The organism is Oceanobacillus sojae (genome assembly GCF_900162665.1).
GTDB lineage: Bacteria > Bacillota > Bacilli > Bacillales > Amphibacillaceae > Oceanobacillus > Oceanobacillus sojae_A.
This window is the reverse complement of record NZ_LT727810.1, coordinates 500,454-522,065: the sequence shown is the minus strand read 5'-3', so window position 1 is coordinate 522,065 and position 21,612 is coordinate 500,454. Positions and strand designations below refer to the sequence as shown.

Below are 21,612 nucleotides of genomic sequence, written 5' to 3'. Positions count from 1 at the left end.
AATCAGGAGCTATAAAAATCAGCTTCATCCCCTCTATTTTCATTATAGCCTTTCTGTCAATCTTTCAATCCTGATTTGCGTTTTATAATGAAATAAGAATGCTTGAAACGGTGATTACAACCGGATTCAAGCATTCTTATTTTATGACGCATTATTATTTTTTTTATCTCTTCTCGCTTTATAAGGCTCTTCAGCAAATTGAAAGCCTAAAGAATGATGCTCCCCCTCGTATAGAGAGCATTGTACGAAACGGATCTCATTATCATGATTAAAGACTTCCATTTTAATATAAGCCCCGCTTCGTTGTAAAGCTTCATAAAAAGCCTGGCTTGTCTGTACATTTTTTCCATGCACTCTGTAGATAGACTCCCCAGGTTCTATCTCCAGCCTGTCTGCCGGACTTCCCGGGAGAATCCCCACAACCCGCAGGCCTTTTGGATGCGGCTGATAATATGGGCGTCGTAAGCGGTCGCCTTCTCTATACCGGTAGTTCAAATATTCTTTTCCTATAATCGCTAGAATAATTGCAGTCAGAGAAAGATATGGAATAAATACTCCTCCAACAGCAATAAGGAAAATGCCGATTGCCAAAAATGTATTCGCCTTTGCCAGCTTGTAAATAGCATCTTGGTGAAAATGGCCTTTTGCTTTATAGTTAAAGCCAATTAAAAAAGGAATGAGTACCAGCCCTAAAGAAGATTCCCCTATTGATAAATAAGGCCACCAAGGTGCAAAAGAAGTGATTAACCCTTCAGGCACAAGCATAAGCAGCGGTACAACCGTTAATCGTTTGATTTGCTGCTCTCCTACCCAGACACCCCGGTCACTCAGCCCGATTCTTGGAAATAAATCTTGTTTTTCAACACGTTTAATTAATAGAGACTCTACAAAAAGTAATAATCCTGCCAGCACTGCTAAAGCAGGGAGACTGCGTTCATAGAGCAGTGAGTAATCGAACCAATTTTGCATATCGAGAACGTAAGGTGCAAAAAATAAAACTAAAAATGTCAGACCCAGCGTGTAGCTTGGAGACAACAGCGTAAAACGGGTACTTATACTTAAAACGATAAAACTGAGTGCTAATACGAAAATTGTTTCATAGGAGAACACCATGCCTATTCCAATAATTACAGCAGAAACAAGTATGCCGCTAATTAATGAAACAAGCCATGTCCGATGCCATTCAATAAATTTCGGATATAATTTTATTCCGAAATCATACCGCTCCCGTTTAATCCGGAAATAACTTGCCATGGTTAATATAAATAAGAACCAGTATAATGCCGGATTCAGAAAAAACTTACCTATCCCTTTTGCCAGTTCAATAAGCCATTCTTCCACCAATATTCTTCACCTTCTTTGCGAATACATTTTATACGTCAAAATGAGGCAGGGACAAAAGCACTCTAACTCGTAAAATCAAATATAGATTATGCGAGTATCCGCTTCGGAATGATACTTCTCTTTTCCATGCTTGTCCTCAGCCTCATTTCTTTTTATTGATAAAGTTCTTCTAATGACCGTTCCAGCTGCTTGTCATCCTCGCCGGAGCGGATTTTTTCTATAATTTGTGTTTCAATCAAGCCGCCGGTTTCTTCATTTACTTCTCCGGTTACATCCAGATCATTATCTTTCTGGAATTCTTCTACAGCACTTTCTGTTTCTTCACTAAAGTAACCGTCTGTCCTGTCAGTTTCATATCCCAGCCCGGATAACATTACCTGCATATTAGCCACAGCTTCACTTGTATGATCATAAGTGAGCGGCTCATCATCGGTTACTTGAATTGGGATGGAATAGTAATAATCATCCTGTTTTTGTTCGATGGTCGGTTCAACGCCATCACCATCAATCCAGACACCATTTGGAGATAACCATTTGTAGGTTGTCATTTTAATAGAACTGTCATCCCCTAATGGAATAGCCTGCTGTACAGTACCTTTTCCATAGCTGGTGTCCCCGACAATATCATATCCGAGCTCTTTCATTGCTACAGCAACAATTTCTGAAGCAGAAGCACTTCCTTCATCAATTAAAACGCTGATTGGATAACCCTTCTCCTCGTCTAAATCTGATGCAAACTCTTCTTTGTTGCCATTAGAATCCTCGATTTGCAGATATGGCATATCCTTAGGAACAAACTGCTGCAGGATATCTTCTGCAACATCCAACAAACCTCCAGGGTTACCACGGACATCAATGACAAGACCATCAATACCCTGATCCTCTAAATCAGCCAGCTGCTCTGTAAACTCTTCATTTGTATGTTCAGAGAAGTTGGTAATTTGAATAACACCTGTATCTTTGCCATCTTCACTGTTTATTTCACTATATACCGTTTCAACAGGAATTGTATCACGTTGAATGGTTACTTCAAATGGATCTGAAACACCCGAACGCTGTATTTCTAAAACAACATCCGTTCCTTTTTCCCCGCGAATTTTAGCAACAGCCTCGTTCACATTTAACCCTTCAACGCTTTCACCATCCACACTTAAGACTTGGTCATTCGGACGCAACCCGGCTTTTTCTGCCGGAGAATCTTTCATTGGTGAGATAATCGTAATATAACCATCTACCTCGCTGACTTCTGCTCCGATTCCTTCAAAGGACGATTCAATCTGTTCGTTAAATTGCTGCATCATTTCACTGTCTAAGTAGGAAGTGTGCGGATCTTCCAGTTTAGAAAGCATACCTTCTATAGCGCCCTCTACCAGCTCTTTATCATCAACATCCTCAATATAGTTTGATTTAATCAAATCAAAGGTTTGTGAAATTTTGTGTAAATCTGCCGGCAGATCATCATCTGCATCCCCGCTGCCGGATGTGTCTGTATCAGCTATCTCTAAAGAAGAGCTGTCACCTTGATTCTGGGCTAACTTTACTCCGCCGTAACCGCCTAAAAGGCCAATAAGCAAGGCGCCTATTAATATCAGTATAATCTTAGATTGATTAAGCTTCATCTCTTTCTACACCTCTTTATCTCTTTACTGCTCCAAAAGCTTCTATCCACCCTTGAAGTTAAATAATTAATATATAAAAATATAGCAGGTAATTTAAAGAACCAAATGGCTTTATTTATTCTATTATACCTGTTATCTTAAAAGAAAAAATTCATGACAGGATAAAACTTCCTCCCGTGGAAGTTTTATTTCCCTTCCATGAAAATGGATTCCGATTACTCAACAAAACCATTTTAATCCGAAACGGGAGCTTTACAGACGGTTATCTGTGATAAAAATGGTATTTTTTATTTTCTAATAAGAAAAGCATATCATGTTATCAGGCGAATGACTATGATTTTAAACAAACATCATCAAGAAACACTTTATTTGAAATTCCTGCTCTTTTTATCCGGAATGTAATCTGCTGACCCAGGCCGGCAGAGGAAAGCTGATGGTCCTTTATCTGATAATAAGAAATCCGAACTGATTCAAATTCCCAGCAAGAAATTTTGAATACTAGTTCGGATTTTTCATTTGATAAATTTCTTTATCTTAATTAATTACGCAATGAATTAATTTATATAACCTGATGGATCAACAGGGTTCTTGTATCCTCCCGGATGAATTTCAAAATGGAGATGGACACCGGTAGAGCCTCCAGTATTACCCATAACAGCAATCTGGTCTCCCTGACTTACTGTTTGTCCGTTAGATACAGTAAAGCTTGATAGATGAGCGTACAAGGTAGTGTAGTCCTGACCATTCACATTATGAGTTACCATAACCGTGTTTCCATAGCCGCTCATTGTACCAGTATAGGCAACAACACCATCTGCTGCAGCACGGATAACTTTATCTGCTTCTCCTCTTTGTCCAAAATCCATCCCATTATGCGGACGGACATCTCCATGTATTGGATGTACCCGATTAGGATCAAATGGAGAGGTCTGTGGTCCGGAAGTAGGACGGATAAACCCTGAACTGTTACTTGGTACAGATTCACTTGCTGTCTCTGCCTCAGCTGAATAACCGCTGGCTACCTGTACGTCATTTCCGCTTTCTTCTTCACTGGAGGATCCGCTGCTTTCAGACTCACTTGCATTACTCTCTGTCTGCTCTCCGCTGTCTTCCTTCTGTTCCCCTTCTTTTTGGCGTTCTTCTTCAGCTTTACGCTCTTCTTCCGCCTTACGCTGTTCCTCAGCTTCTGCTTCTGCCCGCGCACGTTCCGCTTCTTCAGCTTCCTTTTGCTCTATTTCTGTTTTCTTACTCTGCGCAGAATCTAAAGCCGCCCGTTTTGCTTCTGTTTGAGCATCAATCAGCTGCTGTTCTTCTTCAGCTGTTAATTTTTCTTCTTCGATATCATTATATTCAATTTCTAAGTCAGCTAATAAAGTTTCTTTATCGGAAATTTGTTCATCTAATTGTTCTTCTAATGCAAGCAGCTCCTCATGCTGTCCTTCAAGTGCCGCCTTATTTTCTTCAACAGCAACTTTATTATCTTCAACTGTTACTTTGCTTGCTTCTACTTCTTCTTTGTTTTCTTCTAACTGAGCTTTATCATTAGCCTGTTCTTCTAAAATAGATCTGTCCTGGTCCATTATTGTATTAACTGCAGTACTTCTGGATATAAATTCACTAAAATTCTGTGCTCCAAATATCACTTCTAAGTATTGGATTTCTCCGCCATTCTGCTGAATGGTGCGAAGACGGTCTTTAATAAGCTCATCTCTGGTTTCAATTCGCTCTTCTAAGTCTTCTATTTCATCCCCTAATTCTTCTATGCGGTTGGACAGCTCTTCAATTTCGTTCGTAAGGCTCTCAATTTCCTGGTTCGTTTCTTCAATCTCACTCTCTTTTGCAGTAATGTCGGATTGTGTCTGATTTAATTCTTCATCTATTGATGAAATTTCACCCTCAACCGTATCCTGCTCTTGCTGATTAGATTCCAGCTTTTCCTCGGAATCCTTTTGTTTTTTCTTCGCCTCTTCTTTTTCAGTTTCAAGGTTAGACTTTTCTTTTTCTAATTCATTAATTTCATCTTCCACATCTTTTACAGACTCTGCTGAAACAGAATGTAATGGTGTTGTCACTGCGAGCAAAGTAACTAGACTTGCTGATGCTAATGCTCTCAAGCTTCTCATATGCTGTTCCCCTCTCCATTTTGTTTCTGCCTTTAGAAAAACGACTGCTCAAATAGCTTTACTGCCATTTTGCCCAGCTGATAATACTTTTTATATATAAAATGAAGTTTCATTCAATGGAAGTTTTTTGCCTGCTTCCACCGAATGAAACTACAATTATTTACCTAACTCTTGTTTACCAGCTTCCAATTGACCTGAATCAGAAAATTTATCGACAATTTGCGGTTACAAGCCCTCTTAACTTATCAATCTTATACTTTTAAGAATTTACGGACGCTCATTACACTTCCCCAAACACCTATTACTGCACCAATCAGGAGTACCATCCCTGATAATTGCCAAGCAAATGGATCAAACGGCAGTAGTTCTACAAATCGGAAGTTAACTACGTTCGCAAAATTATTATATATATAGTAGTAGCCTCCAAGTATAACCGCTACCGGAGCCAGAGAACCGAGAATTCCCAACAAGGCCCCTTCCACAAAGAATGGCCAGCGGATAAATGAATTGGTTGCTCCTACTAACTTTTGAATCCCAATTTCTGTACTTCTGGCTATAATAGTTATCTTGATTGTATTAGAAATTAAGAATATAGCTGTAAATACCAGAGCTATAATTAATGCAAGTCCAATTGCTCTCGCATAACTATTAAATTGGAAAAGCTGCTCAACAACTTCTTTTCCATATAGCACATTCTCAACATTGTCTAATTCTTCAATTTGATTAGCGATAACTTCTGTTTCTTCTGGAACGCTCGCTTCTACAATGTATACATGGTTTAACGGGTTATCCTGTTCAAACATAGACCATGCTTGTCCCTCGTCTCCCATGCTTTCAATTAATTTACTCAACTCATTATCATTGGAAGAGAATTGTACCTCAGCAACACCATCTATCTGTTCAATCTCCTCGCCCAGCTGGACAATTTGATCTTCATCTGCTGTCACATCAATTAAGGTACTGATTTGAACATCCTGCTCGATATTTCTGGCCATTTGATCGAGGTTCAAGACTAAAGCTAAAAAGACTGCAACCAGAATTAATGTTGTTGTTACTGCTGCGATGGAAGCAAATGTCATCCAGCCATTCCGGAATATGTTCTTGGTACCTTCACGTATATGTCTTAACAATGTTCTAAATTTCATAGCCGTAGTCACCCCGCTGTTGATCTCGTACAATAACTCCATCTTCAATTGCAATGACTCGACGTTTAATTGTATTAACAATATGTTTACTGTGAGTTGCCATGATTATGGTTGTACCTTTTGAGTTAATATCCTCCAGCACCTTCATAATCTCCCATGAAGTATCTGGATCCAGGTTTCCTGTCGGTTCATCCGCTATAACAACCTTAGGATTATTTACAATCGCCCGTGCAATTGCTACACGCTGCTGCTCTCCGCCTGATAATTCGCTCGGAATCATTTTTTCTTTCGCTTCCAGCCCTACCAGCTTCAAAACTTCCTGCACTCTGCGTTTTATGGTTCTTGGCGGTGTTTCTATTACTTCTAAAGCAAACGCCACATTTTCATAGACTGTCAGTTTTTGCAGAAGTTTAAAATCCTGAAAGACTACGCCTATATCCCGGCGTAAATAAGGAATATGCCTTTCCTTTAACTTGCTTAAATCACGATCACTCACAATTATTTTTCCTTTTGTCGGCTTTGCTTCACGGTAAATCAATCGAATAAATGACGATTTACCGGCTCCGCTCGGACCAACAATATAAACAAATTCACCACGATCGATATGTACACTAATATCGTTCAGTGCTGTTACACCGTTGCTATATGTTTTGGATACATTCTCCATTGTTATCATTTCATGACCACCCAATTTAATTTATTATTTCAGTCCATGACATAACCTGCTCTGACTTATGCCTTTTTTCTTAACACACAAAAAAAGACATATTTCGCTGCATCTATTCTAAATTTCGGTATATTTTTCACTGCTGCTGCTAATCTCTGTCTTTTCCATATTAATTGAATTCATTTAAATAGATTTAAACGACCAAAAATAATTATAACATCTCTTCGTATTTTATGATGAAAAAATCGTATTACATTTTTATTTCAATTCGACAATCTTTGTAATAAACAGATCAGTAAAATTCTTATTCGCTCGTCTTTTAGCGAACCGGCAGTTTTCCTTATACATTCCTATTGTGCAGAGAAAATCTGAGAAGCCCGGTCTGTCAAGGAGTAAAGTGTATCTTTATCAAAGTATGTCCCTGCAATTATTCACCTTGTTAAAAAAAGACAAAATATAGATTGATTGTTTGATAGATAAAAGAAAGTTTTTCGTAGATGATTATTGCAATCACTTAAAAATCAGGAGAAAAAACGAAGTATATGTCATCAAATAGTCACCAGGTTTAACAGGATGACAACAAGAGGGAAGATACATTGAAAAGTTACCCGGCTAATAATTAAAACAGCTTATATTTTTATAACATTTTGCTGTCAGGAAAAAGATTCAGATAAAAATGATGACAGACACTTGCAGCAAGGCAAATGCCTGTCAAATATTATTGTTCGGATAACCACGAAGTTAACTCTTCCAGGTCTTCTCCTTCTACATGCTGCTGCGGCTGCATACCGCCAATACCTTCTTGAACGATGTCTGCAATTTGTTCCTGGGAATATTTCGAACCGACATCAACCAGTGATGGACCAGCATTCCCTGAAAGATCAGCTCCATGACAAGAAGCGCAATTATTGCGGTATACTTGTTCTCCAGCCTCTAAATCTTCATCAGCATTACGGATATCATCCGCGTTACCACAGGCTCCAAGAACAAAAAGCATGCTTAAAAACAATGCAGTGATTCCTTTTTTCACTTCCTTATCCCTCCCCGCTGGTTGTTACTATTAGTATATCTTCTTTATGTCTCACTCTGAAGGGATCATTTTGTACAAAAAAGGACAATTTGGCTTTATTACATTTGCGAACGAAGATAGCCGTCAATAAACATATCTATTTCGCCATCCATAACAGCCTGTGTATTCCCTGTCTCTACATCTGTCCTGTGATCTTTAACCATCGAATAAGGATGGAAAACATAGGAACGGATTTGACTTCCCCAGCCAATCTCCATCTGCTCCCCGCGGATTTCAGCTAATTCCTGCTTCTGCTTCTCAATTTCCAATTGATAAAGCTTTGATTTTAACATCTTCAAAGCCTGTTCCCGGTTTTTTATCTGGGAACGTTCATTTTGACAGGTAACAATGATATTTGTTGCAAGGTGGGTAATTCGTACAGCCGAATCTGTTGTATTGACATGCTGTCCGCCAGCACCGCTTGCACGATACGTATCCACTTTTATATCCTCTGATTTTATTTCGATATCTACATCATCACTCATCTCTGGAGTAACATCACAGGATACAAAGGATGTATGGCGCCTGCCTGACGAATCAAATGGAGAAATGCGGACAAGCCGGTGAACCCCTTTTTCTGCTTTTAAATATCCGTAGGCATTATGCCCTTTAATTAATAGCGTAACGCTTTTCACACCTGCTTCTTCTCCCGGAAGATAGTCAATCGTTTCTACAGAAAAGGAATGGCCCTCAGCCCAGCGCTGATACATACGCAGCAGCATACTTGCCCAGTCCTGCGATTCTGTACCGCCGGCTCCCGGATGCAGTTCTAAAATCGCATTATTCGCATCATACGGTTCACTTAATAAGAGCTGTAATTCAAATTTATTTACCTGTTCTTTAAATTCCTGAAGCTCTGACTGCAGATCTTCAAATAACTCCTGGTCATTTTCCTCTTTAACCAGTTCATAGGAAACCTCCAGATTCTCTAAGGTTTCTTGAATCTCTTCAAAGGAATCAACATAGCTTTTTAAGCCGTTAGATTCTTGAATAACAGTCTGTGCCTGGTTCTGGTCGTCCCAAAATGAAGGGTCGGACATCAGTGCTTCTAATTCGGCAATTCGTGCTTTCTTCTGTTCGAGGTCAAAGAGACCCCCTGAACTCTTCAACTCGTGAAGTTATTTTTTCCAGCTCTTGTTTAATTTCATTTAATTCCATAAACGGACTCCTCCTAGTAAAACCTAAAATGACAACTTCTAATCAAAACAACTGGATAAGGGACTGCAATCCAGATTCCTTCATCCAGTTGTTCATTCTTCTAACATCATTTACTGCATTGTCTATACAGCAGATTATTGCTTGCCGTGACAATTTTTATATTTTTTCCCGCTGCCGCAAGGACAAGGATCATTTCGGCCAACTGTATTATTTTTTACAATAGGCTTTCTTGATTTCTTCTTCTGACCTTCTCCACCGCCGGAAACAGCTTGTGTATTTTTTACTACTTCCTGACGCTGCAGATTTTCTTGAATTTGTGCCTTCATGACATATTTGGATACTTCTTCTTCAATACTTGCAATCATTTCTTCAAACATGGTGAAGCCTTCCATTTGGTATTCACGCAATGGATCGTTCTGTCCATATGCACGTAAATGAATACCCTGGCGCAGCTGATCCATCTGGTCGATATGATCCATCCATTTCGTATCAACTGTGCGCAGTAAAATAACTTTTTCAAATTCAGCAAACTGCTCAGGTGTAAGCTCTTCCTCTTTTGCATCGTAGCGGCGGTTGACTTTTTCCATAATAATGCCTGTTATTTCTGCAGCTTCTTTATCTTTCAGTTCAGCTGCTGTAATATCGCCCTGTTCTAACAAGTTGCCTTCCACATATTCGACAATTGCATCCAGATTCCAATTATCCTCATCATTATCCTGCGTATGTGTACCGACGATTCTCTCTACCGTAGATTGAATCATATTTATAATGATTTCACGAAGATTAGCATCAGAATCAATTACTTCAAAGCGCTGCTTATAAATAATCTCACGCTGCTCGCGGAGCACATCATCATAGGACAGGACAGTTTTACGTGCATCATAGTTATTTCCTTCAACCCGCTTTTGGGCAGATTCTACAGCACGAGATACCATTCTGCTTTCAATTGGCTGGTCATCATCCATTCCAAGTCTTTCCATCATTGCTTTCAGATTGTCTGACCCGAAGCGGCGCATCAGCTCATCTTCCATAGATAAGAAGAATTGTGAGATACCCGGATCTCCCTGACGGCCTGAACGACCGCGCAGCTGGTTATCAATCCGGCGTGATTCATGCCGTTCCGTACCAATTACCGCAAGACCGCCAAGCTCTTTGACACCGTCACCCAGTTTAATATCTGTTCCGCGCCCGGCCATATTGGTTGCAATGGTTACAGCACCTTTTTGACCGGCATTTTCAATAATTTCAGCCTCACGAAAGTGGTTTTTCGCATTTAATACTTCATGCTTTACTCCCGCCCGCTTCAGCATTTGCGAGATTAATTCCGAAGTTTCTACTGCTACTGTACCAACCAGTACCGGCTGACCTTTTTCATGCCGTTCTTTTATATTATTTACAACAGCTTTAAATTTACCTTCCATGGTTTTATAAATCTGATCTGCCCGATCGTCTCTTTCAACCGGCTCATTCGTCGGTATAGCAATAACATCCATATTATAGATGCTTCGGAATTCCTCTTCCTCCGTTTTCGCTGTACCAGTCATCCCGGCCAGTTTTTTATACATCCGGAAATAGTTTTGGAAGGTAATGGAAGCTAGTGTCATGCTTTCATTTTGAATCTGTAAATTTTCCTTTGCTTCAATAGCCTGATGCAGACCATCACTGTAACGGCGACCTTTCATTTTACGGCCGGTAAACTGGTCAATAATGATGACTTCGCCTTCTTCTACCATATAATCCGTGTCTTTATGCATAGCTACATGCGCTTTTAAAGCCTGATTAATATGATGGGTCAAGGAAACATGGGATAAGTCAAATAAGTTTTCAATTGTAAAGAACTTTTCTGCTTTATCAATCCCCTGCTCTGTCAGCTGTACTGCCTTTGTCTTCACGTCATACGTATAATCTTCTTCTATTTGCAGTGTACGCACAAACCGGTCTGCCTGCTGATAAAGAGATGCAGATTTTTTTGCTGACCCGGAAATAATCAATGGTGTACGGGCTTCATCAATTAAAATCGAATCGACCTCATCAATAATCGCATAGTTTAATGAGCGCTGCACCATTTGTTCTTTGTACAGCACCATATTATCTCTTAAATAATCAAAACCAAATTCATTATTTGTTCCGTAGGTTATATCAGCCTGATATGCTGCACGCTTATCTTCCTTAGGAAGACCATTATGGTTTAAGCCGACAGTTAATCCTAAAAAGCCAAACAATTCTCCATTCACCTTTGCATCACGATCAGCCAAATAGTCGTTGACCGTAATAATATGCACGCCTTCTCCGGAAAGGGCATTAAGATACGCTGGCATTGTTGAAGCCAACGTTTTCCCTTCCCCTGTTTTCATTTCAGCGATATTTCCGTTATGCAGGGCTACTGCACCAATCAATTGGGTACGGAAAGGACGCATCCCTAACACTCGTTTGGAAGCTTCCCGGACAACAGCATATGCTTCTGCCAGAAGATTGTCCAATTCTTCTCCATCTGCAATCCGTTCTTTAAACTCATTTGTTTTCATTTGCAAATCATTGTCTGAAAGCTTCTCCATCTCAGGCTCTAATGCTTCAATTTGATCCACCTGTTTTTCGATACGCTTCACTTGTTTTTGATTTCCGTCACCAAAAATCTTTGTTAAAATTCCTGCCATAATGAACGCTCCTCAGTTAATTGAAACTTTTTATTTCTTATTTAAACACTATTCGGTTTATCATCTGTCGTGTAAGTAACATATATAATATACCATTGTGTAAAGTTAATGATATCAATAGCTAATTAAGTTACCATTTCTTATAGGCAATGGTCAATATTAATATCATAACACTTCCTAAACCGTTATGACAACTTACATACCCCGCCTTATTCCCCATAATGAAATTCTATCATGAAGGCAGGCTTCCAGATGATTTTTCAGAGTTTAAGTATAAAAAAAGAACTGAAACGATTATTTCAGTCCTGAATGAGGCGATCTAGCGTGGGAGTTTTGCGTAGAGTAGTACGTAAATTACTACTTTTGTATTTTTTCTTTTTGTTCAGAGGATAGTTGTACAACATTTTTGTTGAGGTTAGCTACAATACGTAATAGCTGTTGAATAGTATGTTCCTGCTGCTTAACACGCTGTTCCAGTTCATTTAATAATCGCTGGTTAAGATACTGCATTAAACTGCCTCCTTTTCTTTCTAATTTGTTTATACCATATCCTTTCTTATCCTGCGAATCAGCAAAATCACGTTTTCAGGCATACAAAATGAAAATTTGCCCAGGGGAATTTGGTTTTTTGAAGGCAAAAAGCGACTTTTTTTCTCAAAAATAGCTTCAAAATGAAAATTTGATGTTTTTTTCGACAAATTTGCGTGAATGGATGCAGCTTCTAATTTATTGAGCCGCTGTTCTACGATTAAATTAACAAAATAAACATATGTAAAGATGACTTTTCTTTTTTTAAGCCAATATAAAAAGCAGTGCACCTTTCATAAATAAAAGGTGTACTGCTTTTTATTAATGTATATTATTTTTTTATTTAAACATTTGGTTCAATCAGACCATATTTTCCATCGCGGCGTTTATAAACAACATTTGTGTCACCCGATTGGTCGTTTGTGAATACGAAGAAAGCATGTCCAAGCATATCCATTTGTAAAATTGCTTCTTCAGAATCCATTGGTTTTAAGTTGAAACGTTTTGTACGTACGATTTCAATATCGCTTTCATTATTTTCTTCTGTCGCTAATCTAGCTTCTTTTTCCAACTCTGCAAAAGCATGTTTTGGTGAACCATTTTGTTTAAATTTACGATTAATTTTAGTTTTATATTTGCGAATTTGTCTCTCTAATTTATCTACCGCTAAGTCTACAGCAGCATATAAATCAATATGCTGTACTTCCGCACGCAGTAATAGATTTGTCATCGGAATGGTAACTTCAATTCGCTGTTCATCATTATAGACACTTAAATTTACATGCACGTCGCTAATCGGAGCGGAATCAAAGTATCTTTCCAGTTTGCTGATCTTTTTCTCAACATACTCTCGAATAGCGCTTGTAACCTCAATATTTTCGCCTCTGATATTAAATTTCATGTAAGTGTCCTCCTTCTATACTTTTATAAATATATTATAGCACTATTTCACAAACTTCTCTTCTCTAAACCTCTATTTTTTAGTAAACGCTTTCTATCAAATTACTTCCAGCCCTTTATATACAAGTATTAAAAAGCCTAAAGATTTTTTGACAAAATTCTAATCAGATGAATAATAACTTTTGTTTTTTTGGAAAGTATTGATTTCTAATGTACAAAAAAAGAGATAACCAGTTTAATGATAGATACTAATTATCTCTTCTTTTAGAACAGCTAAACTTTCTATTTTTTTTGATCTAAGAACATCCCGTCCATGCTTTGGACATTTTTATATGGATTTGAATAGCTTGTTGTCGATTTCTTTTGCTGTTGTACCTGTTTCATCTCGTTCTTTAATGCAAAAAATAAAAATTTCATTTTCTGCTCGATCCCTTTATTCATTTCCACAACTGTCCGACCGAGTTTTTCTTCATCCTCTGTATATGGAGGCGCAATTGCTTCCAGCAGCTGTCCTCTCTCTTCCATTTTTTTCTGAAATATACCAATTACCTCTTCCCGATTATGGTAATCAATTTCTTGTAATAATAACTGCTGCATGCTTTCTGTTATTTGGTAGATAGGCAGTATCCGGTTCATCAGATGGAAGCACCTTGTTTAAATTTCTGCTGACGGTCCTTGAGAATAACCTGCTTCCAGACATCACGAAATTCTTCTGCGTAGCCGAGTGCCTCTTTTAATTTTTCTATATCATTCTTTATATTCGCTTCCGTTAAAAGATTATGCATGTAATCATATAGCGGAAGAATTTGATGGGAAATATCCATTTTCATATCCAGCGTCACCATCAGTTCATTCACGATTTTCTGTGCCTTTTGGATATTCGTATTCTTCGCAGCAAAATCTTTATTATCCACATCTTTCATTGCCTGTTTTATAAATTTAATACAGCCGTTATAGAGCATCAATGTCAGCTCTCCGCCAGATGCTGTATTTACAGCGTTATTTTGATAGGTTTGATACGCTTTATTACTACTCATACCGGGTCATCCCCTCTTTATTATTATCCTTGCGCCGGATAGAAGTTTGACATCAGCATATCGGACTGCTGATTCATCATAGAGATCGCACGTTCCATCTCTGAGAATTGCTTCCAATAACGTGATTCTACTTTTTCCAAACGGCGTTCAAAATTCTCAATACGGCTGTTAATGTCCTCCATACGCTTCCCTAATGCATAGCCATCCAGGGATACACTTGTTGCTTTGCCGGCACGTTGATTAATTTGGCTGATGGTGCCTTCAACAGCATCCTCCAGGCGGTTGATTAATCCTCTTCCTTCTCCTTCTACGTTGTTGGAGAAGAGCTTTTGTACACTATCAGGATCATCAGCAAGAGCATCACGCAGTTTTGCTTCATCTTTAATAACTAACTTCCCGCCATCCATATAGTCAGCTGTCGTTTCAATGCCAAGTTCTATTAAAGAACTAAATGCTCCGTCATTTTTAACGGTACTGTACCAGCTTGAACGCATACCGGTCAGGCCGCTGGATAGAGCCGCTTCGCCTTTGAGCATCCCGCTTTTTGCTTTTTCTTCCCAAAGCTCAATTTCACGCTCTGTCATATCAGACTTCTGTTCATCCGTTAATGGCGGAAAATCACGGTAAACCTGCTCACGCTGCGACTCATTTATTTTATCGACAATTTCATTATAAGCTTCAACAAATTCTTTAATTTTATCGACGGTATGATCAATGTCATTGGTTACGTTTAAAGTTGCTTCGCCGTCTGTTTTATTTAGAAATTGGAAGGTGACGCCATTTAGCTGGTAGTGGTTGTCCTGGGTTTCTACTTCATAGGCGCCATTATAGGTGAATTTTGCGTTTTGAGCGCCTTTTTCTCCATCTTGCATCAAACCTAACTGTGCAAAGAAGCTTCCTTCACTACTGTCAAATTCAATTTCTTTTCCATCTTCTTTTGTATTATATTGTCCAGTCCGTGTAGCCTCTAATATAACTTTTTTAGAATTTTCGTCATAAGTCATCCGTACAGGACTATCTACATCATCATTAATTCTCTTGATAACGTCTGAAAGCTTATCTCCATCACGGATTTCATATTCATGATTTCTATAGAATCTACCATCCTCATCTGCTTCCCCATATGAACTATCTTTCCCATACGTTCTAAATGTAATAGGACCAGTAATTCCTGCTTCTTTTAGTGTCTGGTCAGCATCAAACTGTATCCCACCTTCACCAACATTAATCGCAGAACTAGCTAATTGTGTTACATTAATCCTGTAAGTCCCACTATTCGCACCAGCATTTCCTGTCGCACGAACAGCACTTTCCTGTGTCGAGGAAATAATTTTTGTATTAAACGTATTACTCAATTTCATATTAAAAATCAAATTCTGGTCAAAATCAGCCAGCATTTTATTAACATCCCGGAAAGCATCGCGTTTCCATTCCAGTTTTGTCCGGTCCTGATGTAATTTATCAAGCGGTATTCTTTCTGCATTCATCAAATCTTTAATCATCGTTTCTGTATCGATTCCGCTTGCTAATCCGCCAATTCGCATTTTTGCTCACCTCTATACCTTTTTATTGATTAACAGCCCCATAAAATCAGCCATTTCCGCATACATATCCAGCATCTTCTTTGGAGGAATTTCCCGTATGACTTCATCTTTATCTGCATCTACGACAGTAACATAATACTTTTCCAGTTTTTCGTGCATGACAAACTTTACATTTCTTCTGACAGGCTCCAAGAAATCGTTCATTTTATCAACTACCTGCTCTATTTGCTCTTTACTCACTACTTTATTCTCTTCTTTCAAAGCTGTTTCGTTCTCTTTTGAATCAGATTGTAAAGCAGCGGGTGATGTAACAGATTTAATGGAATGAGGGATAAATGAAGTATCCTGAACTCCAACTTTATTTACAACCATTTTATGTTACACTCCTTACTGTTTATCTTTTATATCGGCTTCTTTTTTAAATTGTAAAGGGTTAAATGTAATCTTTTCAGGCATTATTGCTAAGTTTATCAGTGACTTGGAAGGAAGAATAAATACTGTTCAATCAAAAAGTGAAATATAAACTACAATTTCTCACCTTTTAAGAAATCAAAGAGGTTCTGATCTATTTGTGCTGCCTGGTTATTTTGATTTTTAATATCTACATAGATTTCCTGACGATATATATCTACTGATTTTGGAGCACGAATACCCAGCTTCACCTGATCTCCTTCAATAGCAATTACTTCTACCTCAATATCGTCTCCTATTTGAATAGCTTCATTTCTTTTTCTGGAAAGTACAAGCATTTAGTTCTCCTCCTTTTCATGAAGAGGCTGACTGATTGGTGCCCTGGAAGAATAATCTTCCTTTTGAAGAACAACCTGTTTTGCGATATTTTCCTTCATATGAATCACAATGGGGGCTTTCAAATTAATCGTGCTTTTTTCAAAAGGCTTATTTACTGTAACAATTGTATAAACTGCAATATCATTGCGATCTTTTATATTTAAGAATTCCAAAGTCGAAGCTTCCAGTTCAAAGGAATAGTCCTGATATAAATAATAAGGATCCGTAATGATAAAAGCTAAATTGGCATCATCTGCCGATTGCAAAATATGAAATATGGGATTATCCGGCAACTCCAGCAGCACAAACTGCCTGGATTCCGAAAACCCGGGTATTCCTGATGGAAATTTTATTATTTTTGACTCATCAACTTCAATTTCACCTAAATAAGTAGATGTCATCTTCATGGTGTACACTCCTTATATTTTCGTATTGACTACTTCTATTGTCAGTTCCGGACGCTGGGCAAGAGAGGTTTCTATTCTTCCAGCTTTATATTGCATGATTGGTTTATTTACTCTTCCCTCAATAATTGGTTGATTTGTTCGAACCTGGATATCTAATTCAGCCGGTTCATAGGAGGTTTTCACTGCAAAGGTAGAAGGAATAAATGTAAGTCCTAACCTTTTTTGCTGCGTAAAACCATTTTCCAGCGCTTGTGTTTTGATTGGATCTGAATTATTTTCAATTCGCATTAATGCATTCCCCTGTCGTGCTCTTCTGGCAGCTCCTTGCTGTGCCGCCTGTTGACCAGCCTGCGCATTTTTTGCAATACTCTTTTTGGGTCTTAATAAATTCATGTCCTCCCAAGCCTGGCTTTGATCAATATTTAATCTTCCCGGCCTCGTATGCATGGAGATTTCTGCTGCTGGCTGTCTAATGGTTAAATCACCTGGCGGCTGTGAAATATGTAATTGAGCCGGTTCTGTATGTATTTGAATTTTTGCCGGCTGTGAATGGATTCTAATTTGTGGGATTTCCATCTCTGTCCCCTCTCCATCTCATTTTCTAAAAACACCCTGCTCCAGACAGAATAATGGGCAGGGTGTTTTATAATCAGTAAGAAAATATAGCTTGCACGTGTACGAATATTTAAACCAAAGATATTACCAGTCATAATCAGATAAGACGGTTATACTTTTGCAATTAACGTAAAAAGTCAACTAAGGAAGGCTGAATAATCCGGGAACCTGCTGAAAGTGCTGCCCGATGCAAACTCTCCTGTGTAATCAGATTCGTAATTGCCTCCGCAAAGTCAACATCTTCCTTATCAGATAAAGTTTTTGTCGTTACGATTTTTTGATCAGCTAAGCGGTTTTCCACCAGCTCCACTCTATTCATGCGCGCACCAATTTCTGCACGTGAATCCAGAATACCTCCAATGGAAGCATCTAATTCACCAATACTGTCTTCAATATCGCCTTCAACATCTTCTTTTTTCTCCAGTCTTTTAATAAAGTTATCTACGGTTTCAAACAAATCTCCGTTTTCACCAAAGACACTGGACCCATCTGTATTTGCTTTTACGGTAATACCGCTTGATACTTCAATAAGCACATCTTCCTTATTAAAGTCAGTAGTAATTTCCCCATTTTCATCTACTGCTACTGGTGGTGTATCTGAATTAGTACCGTTAAAAATATATCTTCCATTCACATTCGTATTAGCAATATCCACCAGATGCTCTTTTAGCTGTTTTGCTTCTTCCACAATGCTCTGATATTCGTCATCGCTGTTTGTTCCATTACTTGCCTTTACGGCCAGCTCCTTTAACCGCTGCATCGCCTGGTTTGTCTGGTCCATCGCAGCGTCTGTATTATCCAGCCAGCTGTTCACTTCTGAAGTATTTCGTTCAAATTGATTAATTCTTGCTAATTCAGAACGGTAAGAAACACCCTTCATCGCGATCATCGGATCATCGGAAGGCTTTGATATCTTTTTTCCGGAGTATAACTGCTCCATATATTTATTCATTTGCGTATTACTGTGCGTTAAGTTACGTAACATGTTATTGGAAAGCATACTTTGAGTTACTCTCATTTTTCTAACCTACCTTCCTACTAATCCCATTCGGTTAATAACGGTATCTATTAATTCATCCATTGCGGTCATACCGCGGGCAGCAGCATTATAAGCATGCTGGAATTTAATCATATTTGTCATTTCTTCATCTAAGGAAACAGCGCTGATAGATTGACGCTGATTATTCACCTGATGCTGTAATGTAGCGGTGCTGTCTAGCATCGTCATGGCATGACTTGTATCAACACCGACATCACCAATAATTGATTCCAGATAGCCGTTGACAGAGACATCACCCAGTCCGTCATTTGGACTTGTAAAAACATTAGCAAGATTTAATGCCACGTCTCCTTTTCCTTTATTCCCACCAGAAGAGACTATAATATCTTGATAATCTTTAATAGCGACTGTTATTTTCCCGGCAGCTCCCGCTGAATCTTCGCCCAAATCTTCAAAGAACGGCACTGCTGTGTCACCATCCTTATGAAGCTCATTAAAGCTTTTAGCAATGGCGAATGCTAATTTATCCAGCTTTTCCAGCATTTCTGGATAATCTCCTTTCACTTCAACATTCTCACCTTCCCTAACCACATATCCGGAAGCATGTACATAGCTTTGAAGTGTTCCTTTAGAAGATGTAATATCTACATTGCGTACTTTAATATTTTCAAATAATTTCATTCCATTAAATTCATCAGGATCTGTATACTCCGGGCTTTCTATTTTCTGGGTTTCTCCTGTCACCCCATTAACTATATTCACTGGTTCTCTATCTGCAATGATTATATTAACAGTAGCCACACCATCCCCTTGCTTACCACTCGGTATATGGCTGCCATCGTATTCCACTTCAATATTCACAATTTCCGATAACTCGTCCAGAATATTGTCGCGCTTATCATATAAATCATTCGCATTATAACCATGGATTTCCAGTTTTTTAATCTGACTATTGAGAGAATCAAGCTGCTCAATCATCGCATTTGCTTTATCAATTGTATTCTCTGTCTCCGTTTGTAAATCTTTACGAATCGTATTCATGGAAGAAGACAGATGATTGAAAGTATCCGCCAATGATTCGCCTCTTTTTAATACAACTGCACGTGCTCCATTATTTGTTGGATTGGCACCCGCTTCCTGCAGAGCACTCCAAAAATCACTCATTGCCGCTTCAATACCAGAATCACTCGGCTCGTTTAACAGGTTTTCCATTCTTGAAAGTGCTGCTGTTCGTTCGGACCAGTAGCCTACAGATGCATTCTCTGACCGGAACTGCGTATCTAGAAATTGGTTGCGGATACGCTGTACAGAACCGACTTCGACTCCTGTCCCCATTTGCCCGGGAAGATGCGGGCTGTTCATTCCCGGTGTCGGATAACCATTCATAGCCTGCATGTTGACGCGTTGTCTGGTATATCCGGGTGTATTGGCATTGGAAATATTATGCCCGGTTGTATATAAAGCACTTTGCTGTGTACTCAGTGCCTGACGTGACATTTCTAATCCTCGAAACGTGCTCATAAAATCTTCTCCTTTTTCATGCTTTCGAATCAAATAGAGAACGGCCGGACATCTTATCCGAAGATGCTGTTCCGTAATTCATCGATTGGATAGACGGGTTGACTAATTCCATCGAAAGCTGTACAAACTTCATTGATTCTTCCAGTAATGCTTTATTTAAATGCTCCTGCCTTTTTAATTCTCTTATTGTATCTGTTAATGCAACCGCTGCTTCCTCGGCCTTTTTCTGCTCTTCCCCGTCCAATCTATCCAGAATCTCTGTAATGGTCAGTGATTCTGCCGGATGGTGCTGTTCTTCATTCCAGGCTTCTGTGACTTCCTGCCTTTTCTGCTCCTGCTTCTCCAGCTGACGGATAAGTTTTTGCTCTTCTAAAAGCAATGCCTGAAATTCATCAAGCTTATTATTCGTCAATACCTCTGTTTTCCGTTTAGATAATTCCAGCAAATCCTTATGTGTTGCTATTAAATCATTCATCGCATGAATCAGCTGAATGCTCACAAACTTTCCTCCTTTGACCAGTAAAGCTTACTTGCCGGTCCAAAAATCATGCATTTTTTGAGCGAGTTTCTCATAATTTATTTTGTACTGATTGCTGTCAATTTTCTGCTTTATTTCATTGACATACTCTGCACGCTTTTCATCCGGCTGCTCCTGCTTCTGCAATTTTTTTGCTTCCGGTGATATTTCAATACTGTCTTTTTTATATGATTCTGACTCAATTGTCTGTCTATCCTTAAGTGCTTGCTTATATGGATTAAAATTTGTTGGATTTGGTCCATTGATTTTCATTTTCTGCACCCCTTACCAGTAATGAGTAATTTGTCTGAAAACTGCATTACTTTTTTCTTTTGTCCAATCAGCATATATTATTCATTCTTCCATTCACCTTTTGTATAATACGTTGTTTCTCTTTCAGCATCTAATGCTTTTTCCTCCGCGGACTTCACTGCTTCATGCCTCATCAGGTCTTCCTTTAATTCATTTTGACAGGAGTCACATAACGTGCCTTCTTTAATTGGCCGTTGACATCTTTCACAAGGATAAGATAAATTCGGAAAATTGGAAGGCTGGAGTCTTTTTTCCCGGATAAACTTCTGAATGAGAGTTTCACCAACACCTGTTGCTTCTACAATCTGCCCTATTGTAGCAGTTCTGTTTTCCCGTTTTCTTAAAAAGTTATACACGCGCCTAAAGTCGTCTTCTTCTTTTTTATAACAGTCATTACATATATCTCTAAATTGCTTCACAAACACACGATTACATCGTTCGCAGTTTGCCAATTCTCCCATTCTTGTTTCTCCTCTCTGCTGTACTTTCCTGCCGGGAAGGAACTTTTCCATTTATTCATTTTTATATTTTGAATGATTTATTTTCACGAAATGCTTTTGCTTATTTATATCATCGTCAGCATTGCAGCAATTGTTAATAGGCAATGGGAAATTAATCGTTAATTATTTATCTTTATTATAACAAAATGCTTATCTATTTGGG

General features: G+C 38.6%; 22 protein-coding genes. All 22 read right to left on the bottom strand.

The window, feature by feature from the left end; all coding sequences use genetic code 11:
• Positions 1–141: 141 nt before the first annotated feature.
• Positions 142–1,341 (bottom strand): PDZ domain-containing protein, encoded by a 1,200-nt coding sequence (locus BN1068_RS06125; protein ID WP_254846714.1) that lies wholly within the window; start codon positions 1,339–1,341, stop codon positions 142–144.
• A gap of 155 nt (positions 1,342–1,496) precedes the next feature.
• Positions 1,497–2,963 carry a S41 family peptidase gene (locus BN1068_RS06120; RefSeq protein ID WP_077601941.1) on the bottom strand — a complete coding sequence of 489 codons (1,467 nt, stop codon included), beginning with the start codon at positions 2,961–2,963 and terminating at the stop codon, positions 1,497–1,499.
• A gap of 554 nt (positions 2,964–3,517) precedes the next feature.
• Entirely contained in the window at positions 3,518–5,086 is a 1,569-nt protein-coding gene (locus BN1068_RS06115; RefSeq protein WP_139344751.1) for a murein hydrolase activator EnvC family protein, read from the bottom strand.
• Between the two features lie 251 nt (positions 5,087–5,337).
• Entirely contained in the window at positions 5,338–6,231 is an 894-nt protein-coding gene (gene ftsX, locus BN1068_RS06110) for a permease-like cell division protein FtsX (protein ID WP_077601940.1), read from the bottom strand.
• A complete protein-coding gene (gene ftsE, locus BN1068_RS06105) occupies positions 6,221–6,907 on the bottom strand; it encodes a cell division ATP-binding protein FtsE (RefSeq protein ID WP_077601939.1) in 687 nt (228 codons plus the stop codon). The genes ftsX and ftsE overlap by 11 nt, the downstream gene beginning before the upstream one ends.
• Positions 6,908–7,616: 709 nt before the next feature.
• A complete protein-coding gene (locus tag BN1068_RS06100) occupies positions 7,617–7,928 on the bottom strand; it encodes a c-type cytochrome (protein WP_077601938.1) in 312 nt (103 codons plus the stop codon).
• 98 nt (positions 7,929–8,026) lie between these two features.
• Positions 8,027–9,125, bottom strand: a protein-coding gene (prfB, locus tag BN1068_RS06095; RefSeq protein ID WP_139344749.1) for a peptide chain release factor 2 whose coding sequence is annotated in 2 segments (ribosomal slippage) — positions 8,027–9,061 and positions 9,063–9,125 — 1,098 coding nt in all. Because the reading frame shifts where the segments join, the coding sequence is not laid out codon by codon here.
• A gap of 134 nt (positions 9,126–9,259) precedes the next feature.
• On the bottom strand, positions 9,260–11,779 hold the full coding sequence (secA, locus tag BN1068_RS06090) for a preprotein translocase subunit SecA (RefSeq protein WP_077601937.1): 2,520 nt from the start codon (positions 11,777–11,779) through the stop codon (positions 9,260–9,262).
• A 357-nt stretch (positions 11,780–12,136) separates the two neighbouring features.
• Positions 12,137–12,289: a hypothetical protein gene (locus tag BN1068_RS23575; protein ID WP_175637092.1), complete on the bottom strand. Its 153-nt coding sequence runs from the start codon at positions 12,287–12,289 to the stop codon at positions 12,137–12,139.
• Positions 12,290–12,650: 361 nt separating this feature from the next.
• Positions 12,651–13,208 (bottom strand): ribosome hibernation-promoting factor, HPF/YfiA family, encoded by a 558-nt coding sequence (gene hpf / locus BN1068_RS06080; RefSeq protein WP_077601935.1) that lies wholly within the window; start codon positions 13,206–13,208, stop codon positions 12,651–12,653.
• A gap of 281 nt (positions 13,209–13,489) precedes the next feature.
• Positions 13,490–13,843: a flagellar protein FliT gene (locus tag BN1068_RS06075; protein WP_077601934.1), complete on the bottom strand. Its 354-nt coding sequence runs from the start codon at positions 13,841–13,843 to the stop codon at positions 13,490–13,492.
• On the bottom strand, positions 13,843–14,244 hold the full coding sequence (fliS, locus tag BN1068_RS06070; RefSeq protein WP_077601933.1) for a flagellar export chaperone FliS: 402 nt from the start codon (positions 14,242–14,244) through the stop codon (positions 13,843–13,845). The genes BN1068_RS06075 and fliS overlap by 1 nt, the downstream gene beginning before the upstream one ends.
• Positions 14,245–14,267: 23 nt before the next feature.
• Positions 14,268–15,788: a flagellar filament capping protein FliD gene (gene fliD, locus BN1068_RS06065; RefSeq protein WP_077601932.1), complete on the bottom strand. Its 1,521-nt coding sequence runs from the start codon at positions 15,786–15,788 to the stop codon at positions 14,268–14,270.
• A 12-nt stretch (positions 15,789–15,800) separates the two neighbouring features.
• Positions 15,801–16,160 (bottom strand): flagellar protein FlaG, encoded by a 360-nt coding sequence (gene flaG / locus BN1068_RS06060; protein WP_077601931.1) that lies wholly within the window; start codon positions 16,158–16,160, stop codon positions 15,801–15,803.
• Positions 16,161–16,312: 152 nt separating this feature from the next.
• Positions 16,313–16,537: a carbon storage regulator CsrA gene (gene csrA, locus BN1068_RS06055; protein WP_040978816.1), complete on the bottom strand. Its 225-nt coding sequence runs from the start codon at positions 16,535–16,537 to the stop codon at positions 16,313–16,315.
• Positions 16,538–16,984, bottom strand: a complete 447-nt coding sequence (gene fliW, locus BN1068_RS06050) for a flagellar assembly protein FliW (protein ID WP_077601930.1) — start codon at positions 16,982–16,984, stop codon at positions 16,538–16,540.
• Between the two features lie 12 nt (positions 16,985–16,996).
• Positions 16,997–17,560 (bottom strand): DUF6470 family protein, encoded by a 564-nt coding sequence (locus BN1068_RS06045; RefSeq protein WP_077601929.1) that lies wholly within the window; start codon positions 17,558–17,560, stop codon positions 16,997–16,999.
• Positions 17,561–17,723: 163 nt separating this feature from the next.
• Positions 17,724–18,617 carry a flagellar hook-associated protein FlgL gene (gene flgL, locus BN1068_RS06040; protein ID WP_077601928.1) on the bottom strand — a complete coding sequence of 298 codons (894 nt, stop codon included), beginning with the start codon at positions 18,615–18,617 and terminating at the stop codon, positions 17,724–17,726.
• Positions 18,618–18,626: 9 nt separating this feature from the next.
• On the bottom strand, positions 18,627–20,120 hold the full coding sequence (gene flgK, locus BN1068_RS06035) for a flagellar hook-associated protein FlgK (RefSeq protein ID WP_077601927.1): 1,494 nt from the start codon (positions 20,118–20,120) through the stop codon (positions 18,627–18,629).
• 16 nt (positions 20,121–20,136) lie between these two features.
• Complete coding sequence (locus BN1068_RS06030) at positions 20,137–20,619, bottom strand: flagellar protein FlgN (protein ID WP_077601926.1); 483 nt, start codon at positions 20,617–20,619, stop codon at positions 20,137–20,139.
• Positions 20,620–20,646: 27 nt separating this feature from the next.
• Positions 20,647–20,910 (bottom strand): flagellar biosynthesis anti-sigma factor FlgM, encoded by a 264-nt coding sequence (gene flgM, locus BN1068_RS06025; RefSeq protein WP_077601925.1) that lies wholly within the window; start codon positions 20,908–20,910, stop codon positions 20,647–20,649.
• 77 nt (positions 20,911–20,987) lie between these two features.
• Positions 20,988–21,410: a TIGR03826 family flagellar region protein gene (locus BN1068_RS06020; RefSeq protein ID WP_077601924.1), complete on the bottom strand. Its 423-nt coding sequence runs from the start codon at positions 21,408–21,410 to the stop codon at positions 20,988–20,990.
• Positions 21,411–21,612 lie beyond the last annotated feature (202 nt).

Excerpts from the sequence above, each read along its gene's own strand:
- BN1068_RS06120 (WP_077601941.1), bottom strand. The coding sequence starts at position 2,963 with ATGAAGCTTAATCAATCTAAGATTATACTGATATTAATAGGCGCCTTG.
- BN1068_RS06115 (WP_139344751.1), bottom strand. The coding sequence starts at position 5,086 with ATGAGAAGCTTGAGAGCATTAGCATCAGCAAGTCTAGTTACTTTGCTC.
- ftsX (WP_077601940.1), bottom strand. The coding sequence starts at position 6,231 with ATGAAATTTAGAACATTGTTAAGACATATACGTGAAGGTACCAAGAAC.
- ftsE (WP_077601939.1), bottom strand. The coding sequence starts at position 6,907 with ATGATAACAATGGAGAATGTATCCAAAACATATAGCAACGGTGTAACA.
- secA (WP_077601937.1), bottom strand. The coding sequence starts at position 11,779 with ATGGCAGGAATTTTAACAAAGATTTTTGGTGACGGAAATCAAAAACAA.
- BN1068_RS23575 (WP_175637092.1), bottom strand. The coding sequence starts at position 12,289 with ATGCAGTATCTTAACCAGCGATTATTAAATGAACTGGAACAGCGTGTT.
- hpf (WP_077601935.1), bottom strand. The coding sequence starts at position 13,208 with ATGAAATTTAATATCAGAGGCGAAAATATTGAGGTTACAAGCGCTATT.
- BN1068_RS06075 (WP_077601934.1), bottom strand. The coding sequence starts at position 13,843 with ATGAACCGGATACTGCCTATCTACCAAATAACAGAAAGCATGCAGCAG.
- fliS (WP_077601933.1), bottom strand. The coding sequence starts at position 14,244 with ATGAGTAGTAATAAAGCGTATCAAACCTATCAAAATAACGCTGTAAAT.
- fliD (WP_077601932.1), bottom strand. The coding sequence starts at position 15,788 with ATGCGAATTGGCGGATTAGCAAGCGGAATCGATACAGAAACGATGATT.
- flaG (WP_077601931.1), bottom strand. The coding sequence starts at position 16,160 with ATGGTTGTAAATAAAGTTGGAGTTCAGGATACTTCATTTATCCCTCAT.
- csrA (WP_040978816.1), bottom strand. The coding sequence starts at position 16,537 with ATGCTTGTACTTTCCAGAAAAAGAAATGAAGCTATTCAAATAGGAGAC.
- fliW (WP_077601930.1), bottom strand. The coding sequence starts at position 16,984 with ATGAAGATGACATCTACTTATTTAGGTGAAATTGAAGTTGATGAGTCA.
- BN1068_RS06045 (WP_077601929.1), bottom strand. The coding sequence starts at position 17,560 with ATGGAAATCCCACAAATTAGAATCCATTCACAGCCGGCAAAAATTCAA.
- flgL (WP_077601928.1), bottom strand. The coding sequence starts at position 18,617 with ATGAGAGTAACTCAAAGTATGCTTTCCAATAACATGTTACGTAACTTA.
- flgK (WP_077601927.1), bottom strand. The coding sequence starts at position 20,120 with ATGAGCACGTTTCGAGGATTAGAAATGTCACGTCAGGCACTGAGTACA.
- flgM (WP_077601925.1), bottom strand. The coding sequence starts at position 20,910 with ATGAAAATCAATGGACCAAATCCAACAAATTTTAATCCATATAAGCAA.
- BN1068_RS06020 (WP_077601924.1), bottom strand. The coding sequence starts at position 21,410 with ATGGGAGAATTGGCAAACTGCGAACGATGTAATCGTGTGTTTGTGAAG.